Consider the following 13,744-nt stretch of genomic DNA (forward strand, 5'->3'; position numbering starts at 1 on the left):
CGGTCGATCGCGCTCAGCGGCCTTGCATCGCGCGGCGGTACGTATTCGGCGTCGTGCCGTGCGCGTCGCGAAAACGATGGCTGAAGTGGGCGGCGTTCGCGTAGCCGCAGTCGGCCGCGACCTGCGCGAGCGGCAGCGGCGTCGTGCGCAGCAGTTCGCGCGCCCGCGCGAGCCGCTGCTCGGCGACCCACGCATGCGGCGCGCGGCCGAACGACAACCGGAACATCCGCGAGAAGTGATATTCGGACAGCGCGGCGACGTCGGCCAGTTCACCAAGCGTCAGCGGCTGCGTCAGGTACGTGTCGATGTAGTCGCGCACGCGGCGGCGCACGGCCGGCGCAAGCCCGCCGCGGAACGATGCGTCGGTGCGCGTCGTGCTCTGCCCGCGCAGCAGCAGGCTCAGCACCTCGTGCGCGGTCTCGTTCACGCGCAGCCGCTCGTCGGCATCGTCCCAGCCGTCCAGCGCGAGCGAGCGCAGCAGCGCGGCGACGCGCGCATCCTCGAAATAGGTTCGGTCGGCGAGCTTCAGCTCGCGCGGCTCGCGGTCGAGTTCGCGGATCGCGCGCTGCGTGAAGTGCTCGGGCAGGAAATACAGGTGGATGAAGTGCATCTCGCCGCGCACCCACCAGCGCGATTCGTGGTCGCCCGGCAGCGCGCACAGCAGGCTCGGCGCGCCGTAGCGCGGCACGCGTTCGCGCTCGGTCCGGTAGCCGCCGTCGAGGTAGCACGACAGCGTGTGGTGGCCGGGCTGCTCGTAGATCGTCTCGCTTTCGTCGGTGATCCGTGTCCATTCGGCGATCGCGAGATGGTCGCCGAGCCACGCGAAGCGCTCGAGCGTCGCGTTCGCGTCGGCGAGCGTGCGGCACACCGACTGCAGGCCAAACGGCAAATCGCCGCCGGCCAGGGTGGCGGCGCGGTCGACGGGCGGGGCGGAGAGGGAGAAGCTCATGATGCGCCGAGTATAAGCGGGCCCGCAGCACCGGGCGCGACCGCCCGGAAAAGACCGCAATTCCGGACAATCGGCACGCGCCGCGCGGCGGCATAGTCGGGATCCTGTTTCATCCGATTTCCGGACCGCCACCGCCATGAACCTGTCGCTTTATTTTGTCACCGTGCTGATCTGGGGCACCACCTGGATCGCGATCAAATGGCAGCTCGGCTCCGTGCCGCCGCCCGTGTCGATCGCATGGCGCTTCTGGCTCGCAGCCGCCGTGCTGTTCGCGCTGCTGCGCGTGATGCGCCGGCCGGTCCGCCCGCCGCGCGAAGCGTGGCGCTACCTCGTCGCGCAGGGCTTCGCACTGTTCTGCCTGAATTTCCTGTGCTTCTACTACGCGGAGCAGGTCGTGCCGAGCGGGCTCGTCGCGGTGATCTTCTCGACCGCGCCGCTGCTGAACTCGATCAACGGCCGGCTGTTCATGGGCCGCCCGCTGCGGCCGTCGGCGATTGCCGGCGCGCTGCTCGGCCTGGTCGGCATCGCGTGCCTGTTCTGGCAGCAGATGGCCGGCCATCTCGACGACCACGCGACCTGGATCGGGCTCGCGATCGCGTTCGCCGGCACGATGTGCTTCTCGGCCGGCAACCTGCTGTCGAGCCGGATGCAGTCGATGGGGCTGCACCCGCTCGCGACCAACGGCTGGGCGATGCTGATCGGCGCGGCGATCCTGACCGTCGGCAGCGCGGTGGCCGGGATGCCGTTCGCGCTCGACATGAGCCCGCGTTATCTCGGCGCGCTCGTCTACCTCGCCGTGCCGGGCTCGGTGATCGGCTTCACCGCGTACCTGACGCTCGTCGGCCGCATCGGGCCGGAGCGCGCCGCGTACTGCACGGTGCTGTTCCCAATCGTCGCGCTGGCCGTGTCGACGGTGTTCGAGGGCTACCAGTGGTCGCCGCTCGCGGTGATCGGGCTGCTGCTCGTGGTGGCCGGCAATCTCGTTGCGTTCGACCTGACGCGCCGGCTGTTTCTCCGGACGGCCTGACGGATGAACGGACGGCCGGTCGTGCGGCGCCGTCGGCCCGGCTGTCAGGGGTGGTTGTCATGGTTGACTTGGTTTCTAATCGGGTCTACCCTTGACCTTCCGGTCGTGCAAGGAGGCGATGATGATCAGGCGGGCTCATGTGCTCGAAAGCGCGGTTGCGGTTCTCGATGTCGAGACCGAAGAGGCGCTGCGCAGCGCCGTCGGCGCTGCGACCATGCTCGGCCCCGAGCGGGCCCGGGCGCTGCTCAGGTTGTCGGACGAACAACTGGGACATCTGTTCAAGGTCGGTATCGCGCAGGTCGTTGATCTGGCGGGCACGATCACGTTCGGCATCGCTGCCGCTGCGACCCGCGACAGGCAACCTTCGGGTCGCACGAAGCAGCATGCGAAGCCGGCGGCACGCGCGGATGCTGCGGCGGCTGATTTCGAGCGGCGCGCGCTGGCTGAACGGCGGGCGCTCGTCGCGGAGGGCGCGCTGCTGCCGGCCGCGGAGATCTGGGCAGGGCTCGGCATGACGCGGCAGGCGCTTAGCAAGGCGGTCGTGTCCGGGCGCATCTTCACGGTCGACGTGGGGGCGGTGCAATACTATCCGGCCTTTTATCTGATGGGCGATATCGATCGCAAGACGCTAGGAAAGGTGACGCAACGCCTGGGTAGTTTGCCGGGGTGGAGCAAATGGCAATTCTTCACGACGCCCAAGGCGTCCCTTGGCAACGTCACGCCGCTGAAAGCGCTGTCGCAAGGAAGGCTCGAAGAGGTGGAGCGTGCCGCAGCGGCGTTCGCGGAGCGCTAGGAGGTGCGGTTGACATTGAGGCCACCGAGCGAACACTTCGCGAATGCGACGCTGGTTACGCGGGAGATTCCGCCGACGGTGCTGGTGCGCGTTTCCCGATACGAGACGGGTGAGCCATACTTCGGCAAGTCGGGCGGCAACCGTTTCGACGACCCGCGCAAACGGCGCCGGTATGGCACCAGCTATTTCGGTTTCGACCTGCACTGCGCGTTCGCCGAGACTGTGCTGCACGACGAAGTCGCGGATCTCGCTGTCGGTGGCTTCCCGCTCGTGACGACCGAGCTTGAGCGCTTCGTGCTTTCGTTCACCGGTTCGCCGCTGACGGTGGCCGTCCTGCACGGCCTGCCGCTGAAAAACCTCGGCGGCGATGGGGCGCTGTCGACCGTCGTACCGTACGATATCCCGCAGCAATGGTCGCTCGCCGTACACGGGCATGGTCGTCGGGTCGACGGCTTTCTGTATATGTCACGTCATCTCAACACGTCGGAAGCGCTCGTGCTCTTCGATCGTGCCGAACCCAAACTCAGGCTCGAGCGCGCCGTTCCGTTCCGGCGCCACACCGAGGCTGCCCGCGTGCTGCGGGACTTCAACATATTGCCGCGTTAAGCCGCGTATCGCCGGCCGCCCGGCGGGCGGCTTCGGGCGGCATTCCATCGGAAGGGGCGGCACGCGCAATGCCTCGCGGCCCGGGCGGTCATGCCGCCGCGCCGCTGCCGGCAACACGCGCCTGTCGCTGGTACAGCACCATCGACAGCGCGACGCCGGCGGCGGCGGCCGCTGCCGCGAACAGGAACACCTGCGGATAACCGAACGCGCCCGCGACATAGCCGGCGAGCGGGCCCGTGATGCCGAGCGACAGGTCGAGGAACACCGAGTACGCGGACAGCGCCGCGCCGCGGCTCGCCGGCGGCACGAGCGCGACGGCCTCGACGCCGAGCGCCGGGAAGATCAGCGCGAAGCCGAAGCCCGTCAGCGCGGCGCCGACGAGCGCGACGTGCGGCACCGGCGCGAGCCACAGCAGCACGAGGCCCGAGCATTCGAACGCGAACGACACGATCGCGACGCGGAAGCCGCCGTAGGTCTTGATCGTGTTCGCGAACAACAGGCGTGCGCCGATGAACAGCGTGCCGAACACGGTCAGCGACAGCGCGGCGTTCGGCCAGTGGCGCGCCGCGTAGTACAGCGTGACGAAGGTCGCGATCGAGCCGAAGCCGGCCGAGCCGAGCGCGAGGCCGAGGCCGTGCGGCAGCACGCGCGTGAACACGCTCGCATACGACATCCGTTCGCCGTGCACGAGCGGCACGGAATCGATCAGGCGCGCGAGGTAGAAGCCGATCGCGGCGAGCGCGATCACGATCACGCCGATCAGCGCCGGATTCAGCGTATGTGCGATCGCGACGCCGACCGGCGCGCCGAGCGCGAGCGCGCCGTAGGTCGCGATGCCGTTCCACGAGATCACCTTCGCGTTGTGCGTGACGCCGACCCGGCCGATGCCCCACAGGATCGCGCCGGTGCCGCACAGGCTTTCGCCGACGCCGAGCACGAGCCGGCTCGCGACCAGCAGCACGAGGCTCGCGACCGGCCAGTGCGCGAGCAGCAGCGCGACGAGCAGCAGCACGCCCGACACGCCGCAGCCGACCAGCCCGCGCAGCACCGTCTGCTTCGGGCCGAGCGTATCGGCGAAGCGCCCGGCGAGCGGCCGCGACGCGAGCGTCGCGAAGTACTGGACGCTGATCGCGCCGCCCGCGACGATCGCGGAAAAGCCGAGGTCGTCATGGACGAAGCCCGGCAGCACCGCGAGCGGCAGGCCGATGGTCAGGTAGCAGATGAACGTGAAGCAGACGACGGACACGATTTGCAGCGTGACCGCGAACCCGCTGCGCGGTGGTGTGGCGGAGTCGGTAGGCATGGGGTCGGAACGAATGAGCGAAACGGAGCGTGACGAAACGGAAGACGGCGCAAAATGGAATCGGGATTTTCCCATGGAACCGGTTTTCACGCAGGTACCATTTAGTTAATCGCGACCCGTTTTCGTGCGCAACGGATCGGTGCCGGCATGCCGGGAAGGCACGCGGGGCACCGTGTGGAAAGGGCGCCGGGCGGCCCCGGCGCTCATATCGCGGCAGTTATATGGGCCCCATGCGTGATGGGCTATGGGTTGCGAAATTTGATGGTGATAGCGTTCAAACTGTCAGAAAGACGTCGGTCGAGCGCGTCGCGCAGGCCGCCTAGCCCCCCATTTGAAGAATCATCGAGACATGAGTGAGCCGATCCGCTTCTACCATCGTCACGCGATCCGCGAAGTCAGCGGCGCGGACGTCACCCGCACCGTGCTGCAGTACCTGCGCGAGGACGCGCATTGCACCGGCACCAAGGAAGGCTGTGCGGAAGGCGACTGCGGCGCGTGCACGGTCGTCGTCGGCGAGCTGACCGACGCCGGCGCGGTCGAGTTCAAGGCCGTCAACGCGTGCATCCAGTTCCTGCCGACGCTCGACGGCAAGGCGCTGCTGACGGTCGAGGACCTGCGCCAGCCGGACGGCGCGCTGCATCCGGTGCAGCAGGCGATGGTCGACTGCCACGGTTCGCAATGCGGGTTCTGCACACCCGGTTTCGTGATGTCGATGTGGGCGCTGTACGAGAAGCACGGCCACGAAGGCTGCGGCAGCGCGTGCGCGAAGGCGAAGGACGTGCCGACGCGCACCGAGATCGCCGATGCGCTGACGGGCAACCTGTGCCGCTGCACCGGCTATCGCCCGATCGTCGACGCGGCCGTGCAGATGTTCGATGCGCCGTCGCCGTCGGCACCGGTCGACACGGCCGCGCTCGCCCGCACGCTCGCATCGCTCAGGCGCGACGACACGTTCGACTACACGACGATCAACGGCGCGCGCTTCGCGGCGCCGCGCACGCTCGACGCGCTGGCCGCACTGAAGGCCGAGCGGCCCGATGCGCGCATCCTCGCGGGCAGCACCGACATCGGCCTGTGGGTCACGAAGCAGATGCGCCGGCTCGACGACCTGATCTACGTCGGCCAGATCGCCGAACTGCAGCGCGTCGTGGAGCGCGGCGACTGGATCGAGATCGGCGCGGGCGTGACGGTCGAGAACGCGTATGCGGCACTTGCAGGCACGTATCCGGAGCTGACCGAGATGTGGAAGCGCTTCGCGTCGCTGCCGATCCGCAACGCGGGCACGCTCGGCGGCAACGTCGCGAACGGCTCGCCGATCGGCGATTCGATGCCCGGCCTGATCGCGCTCGGCGCGCGCGTCGTGCTGCGCGGCGGCGACACGGTGCGCGAGCTGCCGCTCGAGGCGCTCTACACGGGTTACCAGCAGAAGGACATGGCGCCGCACGAATTCGTCGTCGGCGTGAAGGTGCCGACCCGCACCGGCGCGCGCGAGAAGCTGCAGTTCCGCACGTACAAGCTGGCGAAGCGGTTCGACTCCGACATCTCGGCCGTGTGTGCGGCGTTCGCGTTCATCGCGGACGGCGACACGATCCGCGAGCCGCGCATCGCGTTCGGCGGGATGGCCGCGACGCCGAAGCGCGCGACGCACACCGAAGCCGTGCTCGACGGCGCGCTGTGGCACGAAGCTACCGCGCAGGCGGCGATGCAGGCGCTCGAGCGCGACTACCAGCCGCTGTCCGACATGCGCGCGACGAGCACGTATCGCCTCGATACCGCGAAGAACCTGATGTACCGATTCTGGCTGGAGACGCGCCCGCACGACCCGCTGCCGCCGCAAGCCCTGAATGTGCGTGAAGTGGCCGCCGAAGCCGGCACCGACGCGGCGCGCGTCTGAAGACGGAGAACATCGACGATGAACCAGCAAGCAGAACCGTTCCTGAGTACCCTCGACCCGCAAGCCGACGCCGCGCAGGTCCACGTATCGCGCGCGCACGAATCCGCGCATCTGCACGTCAGCGGGCGTGCCACCTATACCGACGACATTCCGGTCGTCGCGGGCACGCTGCACGCGGCGCTCGGATTGTCGGCGAAGCCGCACGCGAAGATCGTGTCGATGAACTTCGACGCGGTGCGCGCAACGCCGGGCGTGGTCGCCGTGTTCACGGCCGACGATATCCCGGGCGTCAACGATTGCGGCCCGATCATCCACGACGACCCGGTGCTCGCCAAGGGCATCGTGCAGTTCGTCGGCCAACCGATGTTCATCGTCGTCGCGACGTCGCATGAAACCGCGCGGCTCGCCGCGCGCCGCGCAAAGGTCGACTACGAAGAGCTGCCCGCGATCCTGACCGCGCAGGAAGCGCGACAGGCCGAAACCTACGTGATCCCGCCGCTGAAGCTCGCGCGCGGCGACGCGGCCGCGCGGCTCGCCGCCGCGCCGCACCGCGAGTCGGGCGAAATGCTGCTCGGCGGCCAGGAGCAGTTCTACCTGGAAGGGCAGATCGCCTACGCGGTGCCGAAGGACGACGACGGGATGCACGTGTACTGCTCGACGCAGCACCCGAGCGAGATGCAGCACCTCGTCGCGCACGTGCTCGGCGTCGCGTCGCACAACGTGCTGGTCGAATGCCGCCGGATGGGCGGCGGGTTCGGCGGCAAGGAATCGCAGTCGGGCCTGTTCGCGTGCTGCGCGGCGCTCGCCGCGTGGAAGCTGCTGTGCCCGGTGAAGCTGCGTCCGGACCGCGACGACGACATGATGATCACCGGCAAGCGGCACGACTTCCATTACCGCTTCGACGTCGGCTACGACGACGACGGCCGCCTCGACGGCGTGGCGCTCGACATGACGTCGCGCTGCGGCTTCTCGGCCGACCTGTCGGGCCCGGTGATGACGCGCGCGGTGTGCCACTTCGACAACGCGTACTGGCTGGGCGACGTCGACATCGCCGGTTATTGCGGCAAGACCAACACGCAGTCGAACACCGCGTTCCGCGGTTTCGGCGGCCCGCAGGGCGCGTTCGCGATCGAGTACATCCTCGACGACGTCGCGCGTTCGCTCGACCGCGATCCGCTCGACGTCCGCTACGCGAACCTGTACGGCAAGACCGAACGCAACGTGACGCCGTACGGGCAGACGGTCGAGGACAACGTGCTGCAGGAGCTGCTCGGCGAACTCGAGACGACGAGCGACTATCGCGCGCGGCGCGCGGGCGTGCGCGAATTCAATGCACGCAACACGGTGCTGAAGAAGGGCATCGCGCTCACGCCGGTGAAGTTCGGGATCGCGTTCAACGTCACGCACTTCAACCAGGCCGGCGCGCTGGTGCACATCTACACCGACGGCTCGGTGCTCGTGAACCACGGCGGCACGGAGATGGGGCAGGGGCTCAACACGAAGGTCGCGCAGGTCGTCGCGCACGAGCTCGGCATCCGCTTCGGCCGGATCCGCGTGACGGCGACCGACACGAGCAAGGTCGCGAACACGTCCGCGACGGCCGCGTCGACGGGCTCGGACCTGAACGGCAAGGCCGCGCAGGACGCGGCGCGCCAGTTGCGCGAGCGGCTCGCGGTGTTCGCGGCCAAGCAGTACGGCGACGGCAACGTCGATGCGGCCGACGTGAAGTTCGGCAACGACGTCGTGTGGGTCGGCGGCCAGGGCGTGCCGTTCGGCGAAGTGATCGCGAAGGCCTACCTTGCACGTGTGCAGCTCTGGTCCGACGGCTTTTACGCGACGCCGAAGCTGTACTGGGATCAGTCGAAGCTGCGGGGCCGTCCGTTCTACTACTACTCGTACGGCGCGGCCGTGTCGGAAGTCGTGATCGACACGTTGACTGGCGAGATGCGCACGCTGCGCGTCGATGCGCTGCACGACGTGGGCGCGTCGCTGAACCCGGCGCTCGACATCGGCCAGGTCGAAGGCGCGTTCATCCAGGGGATGGGCTGGCTGACGACCGAGGAATTGTGGTGGAACAAGGGCGGCAAGCTGATGACGCATGCGCCGTCCACGTACAAGATCCCGACCGTCAACGACACGCCGCCCGAATTCAACGTGCGGCTGTTCGAGAACCGCAACGTCGAGGACAGCATTCACCGGTCGAAAGCCGTCGGCGAGCCGCCGCTGCTGCTGCCGTTCTCGGTGTTCTTCGCGGTGCGCGACGCGGTTGCGGCGGTCGGTGACTACAAGGTCAACCCGCCGCTCGATGCGCCGGCCACCGGCGAGTCGATCCTGCGCGCGGTGAGTGCGGTGCGTGCGGCGCGCGCGGTTCAGGCAGGCTGATATGAAACAGCCCCCACGCTCACTTTGTTCTCTGCGCCCCGAGGGGGCGGTCAGCCTCCTTGGGGCGGCCCGGCGGAGGCTGACATGAACGGGCCCGCACGTTCGCTTCGCGCCGCGTCGACCCCGACGTTCGCGCAGGGCACCGGCCAGCGCAACCGCGCGACCGGCGCGCCGCCGCCGATGCACATCGTGCTGTTCGGTGCCGGGCACGTCGGTCACGCGCTCGTCACGCTGCTCGGCGCGCTGCCGTGCGTCGTGCAGTGGGTCGATACGCGCGACGAGCTGTTCCCGGACGAATGTCCGCCGAACGTGCAGCCGGAGCCGACCGACACGCCGGAGGCCGTCGTCGACGCGGCGCCGCCCGGCGCGTACTTCCTCGTGATGACGCACAACCACGCGCTCGACTTCTCGCTCGCCGCGCAGATCATGCGGCGGCGCGACTATGCGTACTTCGGGATGATCGGCTCGCGCACCAAGCGCGTGAAGTTCGAGCGCCGGCTCGCCGCGCGCGGCGTCGATCCCGCGCGGCTCGTGGAGATGGTGTGCCCGATCGGCGTCGCGGGTATTGTCGACAAGACGCCGGGCGCGATCGCGGTGGCCGTGTGCGCGGAGCTGCTGCAGGCGCGCTCGGGCATGCCGGTGGCCGACGCGAAGGCGGCCGCGGCAGGGCGCGCGCGCGACGACGTGTCCTGCGCGCGGTAACGCGGCAACGCACGTTCCGCTGTTTGGGGAAAATCATTCGTGGGGCCAGCGCAAGCCCGTAATTAGCGGGAACAGGCCCGAGCGCACGGCCGCGCGTTTTTGCATACACTTCACGGCAACGCGCGGCATCGGGCCGCGCTTTTTTCCGTGCAGGTTCCATGTCCGATCACCCGATCTATCTCGACGCGCTCGATGCGAGCCTCGTCGCCATCGAGCGCTGGCTGTCCGGCGTCGACACCGCGCCTGCGGCGCTCGACGCGCTGCTTGTGCCGTTCTCCACCGGTTTCACGATGATCCTGACCGACGGCCGCGTAGTCGACCGCGACGGCACGCGCGCGCTGTTCGCGAAGCTCGCCGGCGCGAAGCCGGGGCTGCGCATCACGTTGTCGGAAACCCGCGTGCTCGCTGCCGATGCATCGCATGCGGTGATCACCTATCTCGAAGCGCAGCACGCGGCATCGGGCGAGTTGCCCGCGCGCCGCGCGACTGCCGTGTTCGAACGCGACGCGGCGGGCGTCGTGCGCTGGACCCATCTGCAGGAAACCTTCTGCACGGCCTGAGCGGCCGCGCCGGCACGTATCAGCGCTTGCGAGTGCGGGCGACCGTCAGCTCGTCGGACACGCTCTGCATCAGCGCGCACAACCACGCGATGTCGGTCGGGCGGTCGGGCTGCGGATGCGTGAGCAGGTAGCTCTTGATGCGCGGGAACGGCACGGGCGGCGTGACGACGACGAGCGGCAGCAGCTGCGCATAGTGTGTCGCGAAGCGGCGCGTCGTCGTGAAGATCAGGTCCGACTGCAGCAGCACCTGCGGCACGATCCCGAAGTACGGCAGCGTCGTCACGATGCGCCGCGTGAGGCGCGCACGCGCGAGGCCGATCTCGATCGCGTTGCGCTTGTCGCCGGTGTACGGCGTGGGCGCGACATGCGCGGCCGACGCATACGCTTCGCGCGTCAGCGGCACGCGCGCGAGCGGGTGCGCTTCGCGCATCAGGCACACGATCGTGTCGGAGAACAGGTCCTGGCGCGCGAACTGCGGGTCGGGCTTCGGCCAGTTGCCGATCACGAGATCGAGCGCGCCCGATTCGAGCGCGCCCGCGTGGTCGAGCGCGGGATTCAGCGAATCGATTTCCAGATGCGCATGCGGCGCCGCGTCGCGAAAGCGCTCGATCAGCGTCGGCATGAAGAAATCGTTCAGGTAGTCGGGCGCCGCGACGCGGAACGTGCGGCGCGCGGACGACGGGTCGAAATCGCCGTGCGGCGTCGCGATGAAGTCGACCTCGCGCAGCGCGCGCTGCGCGGCTTCGAGCAGCGACGCGCCGTATTCGGTCGGCACCATCCCGGATTTGCCGCGCACGAGGATCGGGTCGTTCAGCGTCTCGCGCAGCTTGCGCAGCGCGGTGCTGATCGCGGGCTGGGTCTGGTTCAGCCGCAGCGCGGCCTGCGTGACGCTGCGCTCGAGCAGCAGCGTGCGCAATACGCGCACGAGCCAGATGTCGAGCGAGGCGGTACGGTCGTCGTCTTCCATCGGTGCGGGGTGATTCGGGAGAGGCGTAACCTTACCGCAGCCGCGCGTTGCCGGGCGTGATACCGGCCATCACGCACGACCCTTCGGCAGCGTGCTGATCCGCTTGACCTCGTGCGATTCGAGCCAGGTCGGCGTGCGTGCGCAGTACAGCACCATCGGCAGCGCGTCCTCACCCCAGAACAGTTGCTGGTTCATCCAGAACGTCGGCACGCCGAACGCGCCGAGCGCGATCGCTTCGGCGTTGTTGCGGGCCAGTTGCGCACTCGTTTCCTCGAATTCGATCAGCTCGTCGCCGTGGCCGACGCCGACGCGTTCGCACAGCGCCGCGAAACCGTCCGGCGTCGACGGATCGTTGCCGTCGCGCCAGATGAAGCGGAATATCTCCAGCACCGTCGCGATATCGGCGCGCAGCGCGATCGCGAGGCGCAACACCTTGTCGGAATCGAACGGGTGCGCGGGCGGCATCTTGAAGCGGATGCCGAGCTGTTCCGCGCGAAACAGCGCGTGACGGTACGTGAACACGCGCTTGGCCGGCACGTCGGCGCTCGGGCGTTGGCCCCAGTGGCGTTGCAGGTCGAGCAGCGATACGGCGATCGGCTCGAATGGCACATCGGGCCACTTGTCGTGCTGTTCGAGCAGCAGATAGGAGAACGGCGACACGAAGTCGAAGAACCAGGCAGGCTGGGCGGTGTCGAGGCCGGTTGTCATGACGATCTCCAGAGGGTGGGGCGTGCGGCGCCTGACGGCGGCCTTCATGTTACGCGGCGGCGCGCGCATGCAGCAATGATCGCGGATCGTCCGCTCACGCGGAACCGGGAGTCGCCCGGGGGGGATCGCCGGCCGGCGGCGGTGCGGCGTCGGCGCGTGCCTGCGGCTGGCCGCCGGTGCCCGGAGCGGCCGCCGGCGTGTCCTGGTCGTGCGCGGTGAGCCGTTCGCGCACGAAGCCGATGTGCTCGCGCAGCACGTAGAACTGCCCGGCGTACGCGAGCGGCATCTTCATCCGGTTCACGGCTTCCTCGATGTCGTCGAGCTCGTCGAGCAACTTGACGCGCTCCTCGGCCGTGTGCTCGCCGAGCGCGCTGCGCTCGAGCGCGATCAGCGCGCCGTACCAGCGGTAGATGCGCGAGCGCACGCGCCAGCCGTACAGCGACGGCACGAGCCGCAGCCCGGGGATCAGCACGACGATCAGCGGCACGATCACGACGAGCAGCCGGTCGACGAGGCTCGCGACCCAGAACGGCAATCTCCGGTACAGGAAAGACTTGCCCGACTTGTAATAGCGCGCGGCGTCGTCGGACAGCGGGAAACCGCGCGTGACGGGCGACGGGAATTCGCCCGCGTGCTGCAGGATCGTCGCGTGGCCGTGTACCTCGCGCGCGGCCTCGATCAGCAGGTCGGACAGCGCGGGGTGCAGCGAGTCGCGCGCGACCAGCTCGATCGTCGGCGCGACCGTATGGATGTCGGCGGGCGGCAGGTTCTGGCCGAGATCGTAGACGCCCATCGGCAGCGTGATCGCGGTCAGGTACGGGAAGCGCCGCGCGTACGCCTCGGCCTGCGTGAACGAATACACGTGCACGCCCGGCGCGCGGAACAGCTTCGCCATCACCGGGATCTGCGTCGAGTCGCCGGACAGGAACGCCGCATCGATCTTGCCGTCGAGCAGCGCGGTCGCGGCGTCCTCGCCGGCGATCGGCAGCAGCTCGGTCGTGCCGCCCGGCACGATGCCGTTCATCTTCAGCAGCGCGAGGCTCAGCTCGCGCGCGCCGCTGCCCTCGGCGCCGAGCGCGAGCCGCTTGCCCTTGAAGTCGGACAGGCGCGCGACGACCGGGCCGCGGTACATGATCGCGAGCGGCACGTAGCCGATGCTGCCGAGCGACGCGAGTTGCTCGTCGCGCTCCTTCGGGCCGATGCCGCTCTGCACGAAACCGACGTCGACCTGCGCGCTCGGGTTCGTCAGCCGCGCGAGGTTCTGCGCGGATCCTTCGGACGATTCGACGTCGAGCGTGACGCCGTTCTTCGCGAGGATGGCCTTGTATTTCTGCGCGGCGTTCCAGTACGTGCTGCCGGGCGGCCCGGCCGAGATCACGAGCGTGGACGGCGGCGCCGGCTGGATCAGCCTGACCGCGAGCCAGACGGCCGCGCCCGCGAGCAGCACGGTCGGGCCGATCGACAGCGCGAGGTCGCGCCACGACACCGCGACGAAGCGGGCGAGGATGCGGCGAGGCGGGCGAGGGCTGGCAGGTTTCATGGGATCGTCGGATGACGCTGGCGTGACGCATCGATGACGGTCGTCGCCGACGATGCGGATTCTCGCGGCGATGGTACCCGGTTTCACCGTGCGTGCGCGAGTCGGGCGCCGCGGCGCGGCTCCGTGGCGACAGCGGCGGGCGGCGCCGCGTCAAAAGCTTTGCGCTTCCGCGGGCGCTGGATTACATTGTGCGACGCAGCCGCGCCCGATTCGCGCGCGACCCGGCACACCATGAGACCGGGCGCGTACGGCCGGCGGCTGCCCGGCCCGGCCGGCCCGCTATCGCGCGCGCCGGCTGCCGGCCCGTCTCGCC

Annotated in this window: 12 protein-coding genes; 7 read left to right on the top strand and 5 right to left on the bottom strand. The window is 69.1% G+C overall.

Annotation, left to right across the window (positions count from 1 at the left end; genetic code table 11):
- Positions 1 to 13: 13 nt before the first annotated feature.
- Positions 14 to 949: a helix-turn-helix domain-containing protein gene (locus R9B84_RS04070; RefSeq protein WP_423759303.1), complete on the bottom strand. Its 936-nt coding sequence runs from the start codon at positions 947 to 949 to the stop codon at positions 14 to 16.
- Between the two features lie 136 nt (positions 950 to 1,085).
- Between R9B84_RS04070 and R9B84_RS04075 the strand changes: the two genes are divergently transcribed.
- The 3 genes from R9B84_RS04075 (at position 1,086) to R9B84_RS04085 (ending at position 3,375) form a co-directional block, all read left to right on the top strand.
- Positions 1,086 to 1,976: a DMT family transporter gene (locus tag R9B84_RS04075; RefSeq protein ID WP_423759304.1), complete on the top strand. Its 891-nt coding sequence runs from the start codon at positions 1,086 to 1,088 to the stop codon at positions 1,974 to 1,976.
- Positions 1,977 to 2,097: 121 nt separating this feature from the next.
- On the top strand, positions 2,098 to 2,769 hold the full coding sequence (locus R9B84_RS04080) for a hypothetical protein (RefSeq protein ID WP_423759957.1): 672 nt from the start codon (positions 2,098 to 2,100) through the stop codon (positions 2,767 to 2,769).
- Positions 2,770 to 2,772: 3 nt separating this feature from the next.
- Positions 2,773 to 3,375: an RES family NAD+ phosphorylase gene (locus R9B84_RS04085; RefSeq protein ID WP_423759305.1), complete on the top strand. Its 603-nt coding sequence runs from the start codon at positions 2,773 to 2,775 to the stop codon at positions 3,373 to 3,375.
- An 88-nt stretch (positions 3,376 to 3,463) separates the two neighbouring features.
- Here the strand turns inward: R9B84_RS04085 and R9B84_RS04090 are convergent, their stop codons facing one another.
- Positions 3,464 to 4,678 carry an MFS transporter gene (locus tag R9B84_RS04090; protein WP_423759306.1) on the bottom strand — a complete coding sequence of 405 codons (1,215 nt, stop codon included), beginning with the start codon at positions 4,676 to 4,678 and terminating at the stop codon, positions 3,464 to 3,466.
- Between the two features lie 349 nt (positions 4,679 to 5,027).
- Between R9B84_RS04090 and xdhA the strand changes: the two genes are divergently transcribed.
- From xdhA to R9B84_RS04110, 4 genes are all read left to right on the top strand, one after another.
- Positions 5,028 to 6,572: a xanthine dehydrogenase small subunit gene (gene xdhA / locus R9B84_RS04095; protein WP_423759307.1), complete on the top strand. Its 1,545-nt coding sequence runs from the start codon at positions 5,028 to 5,030 to the stop codon at positions 6,570 to 6,572.
- Between the two features lie 18 nt (positions 6,573 to 6,590).
- The gene (gene xdhB / locus R9B84_RS04100; protein ID WP_423759308.1) at positions 6,591 to 8,954 is read left to right on the top strand and encodes a xanthine dehydrogenase molybdopterin binding subunit; all 2,364 of its coding nucleotides are present in this window, start codon (positions 6,591 to 6,593) and stop codon (positions 8,952 to 8,954) included.
- 84 nt (positions 8,955 to 9,038) lie between these two features.
- Positions 9,039 to 9,656 (top strand): xanthine dehydrogenase accessory protein XdhC, encoded by a 618-nt coding sequence (gene xdhC, locus R9B84_RS04105; RefSeq protein ID WP_423759309.1) that lies wholly within the window; start codon positions 9,039 to 9,041, stop codon positions 9,654 to 9,656.
- Between the two features lie 158 nt (positions 9,657 to 9,814).
- A complete protein-coding gene (locus tag R9B84_RS04110; protein WP_423759310.1) occupies positions 9,815 to 10,216 on the top strand; it encodes a polyketide cyclase in 402 nt (133 codons plus the stop codon).
- Positions 10,217 to 10,235: 19 nt separating this feature from the next.
- Here R9B84_RS04110 and R9B84_RS04115 read toward each other — a convergent pair whose 3' ends face one another.
- From R9B84_RS04115 to R9B84_RS04125, 3 genes are all read right to left on the bottom strand, one after another.
- The gene (locus tag R9B84_RS04115) at positions 10,236 to 11,183 is read right to left on the bottom strand and encodes a LysR family transcriptional regulator (RefSeq protein WP_262541188.1); all 948 of its coding nucleotides are present in this window, start codon (positions 11,181 to 11,183) and stop codon (positions 10,236 to 10,238) included.
- A gap of 69 nt (positions 11,184 to 11,252) precedes the next feature.
- Entirely contained in the window at positions 11,253 to 11,891 is a 639-nt protein-coding gene (locus R9B84_RS04120) for a DsbA family protein (RefSeq protein ID WP_423759311.1), read from the bottom strand.
- A gap of 94 nt (positions 11,892 to 11,985) precedes the next feature.
- Positions 11,986 to 13,431 (bottom strand): TAXI family TRAP transporter solute-binding subunit, encoded by a 1,446-nt coding sequence (locus R9B84_RS04125; RefSeq protein ID WP_423759312.1) that lies wholly within the window; start codon positions 13,429 to 13,431, stop codon positions 11,986 to 11,988.
- Positions 13,432 to 13,744 lie beyond the last annotated feature (313 nt).

The organism is Burkholderia sp. NLJ2 (assembly GCF_049487195.1).
GTDB classification, from domain to species: Bacteria; Pseudomonadota; Gammaproteobacteria; order Burkholderiales; family Burkholderiaceae; genus Burkholderia; species Burkholderia pyrrocinia.

What these genes read in the sequence shown, in the direction of transcription:
- R9B84_RS04070 (WP_423759303.1), bottom strand. Translation starts at nt 949, where the DNA reads ATGAGCTTCTCCCTCTCCGCCCCGCCCGTCGACCGCGCCGCCACCCTG.
- R9B84_RS04075 (WP_423759304.1), top strand. Translation starts at nt 1,086, where the DNA reads ATGAACCTGTCGCTTTATTTTGTCACCGTGCTGATCTGGGGCACCACC.
- R9B84_RS04080 (WP_423759957.1), top strand. Translation starts at nt 2,098, where the DNA reads ATGATCAGGCGGGCTCATGTGCTCGAAAGCGCGGTTGCGGTTCTCGAT.
- R9B84_RS04090 (WP_423759306.1), bottom strand. Translation starts at nt 4,678, where the DNA reads ATGCCTACCGACTCCGCCACACCACCGCGCAGCGGGTTCGCGGTCACG.
- xdhA (WP_423759307.1), top strand. Translation starts at nt 5,028, where the DNA reads ATGAGTGAGCCGATCCGCTTCTACCATCGTCACGCGATCCGCGAAGTC.
- xdhB (WP_423759308.1), top strand. Translation starts at nt 6,591, where the DNA reads ATGAACCAGCAAGCAGAACCGTTCCTGAGTACCCTCGACCCGCAAGCC.
- xdhC (WP_423759309.1), top strand. Translation starts at nt 9,039, where the DNA reads ATGAACGGGCCCGCACGTTCGCTTCGCGCCGCGTCGACCCCGACGTTC.
- R9B84_RS04110 (WP_423759310.1), top strand. Translation starts at nt 9,815, where the DNA reads ATGTCCGATCACCCGATCTATCTCGACGCGCTCGATGCGAGCCTCGTC.
- R9B84_RS04115 (WP_262541188.1), bottom strand. Translation starts at nt 11,183, where the DNA reads ATGGAAGACGACGACCGTACCGCCTCGCTCGACATCTGGCTCGTGCGC.
- R9B84_RS04120 (WP_423759311.1), bottom strand. Translation starts at nt 11,891, where the DNA reads ATGACAACCGGCCTCGACACCGCCCAGCCTGCCTGGTTCTTCGACTTC.
- R9B84_RS04125 (WP_423759312.1), bottom strand. Translation starts at nt 13,431, where the DNA reads ATGAAACCTGCCAGCCCTCGCCCGCCTCGCCGCATCCTCGCCCGCTTC.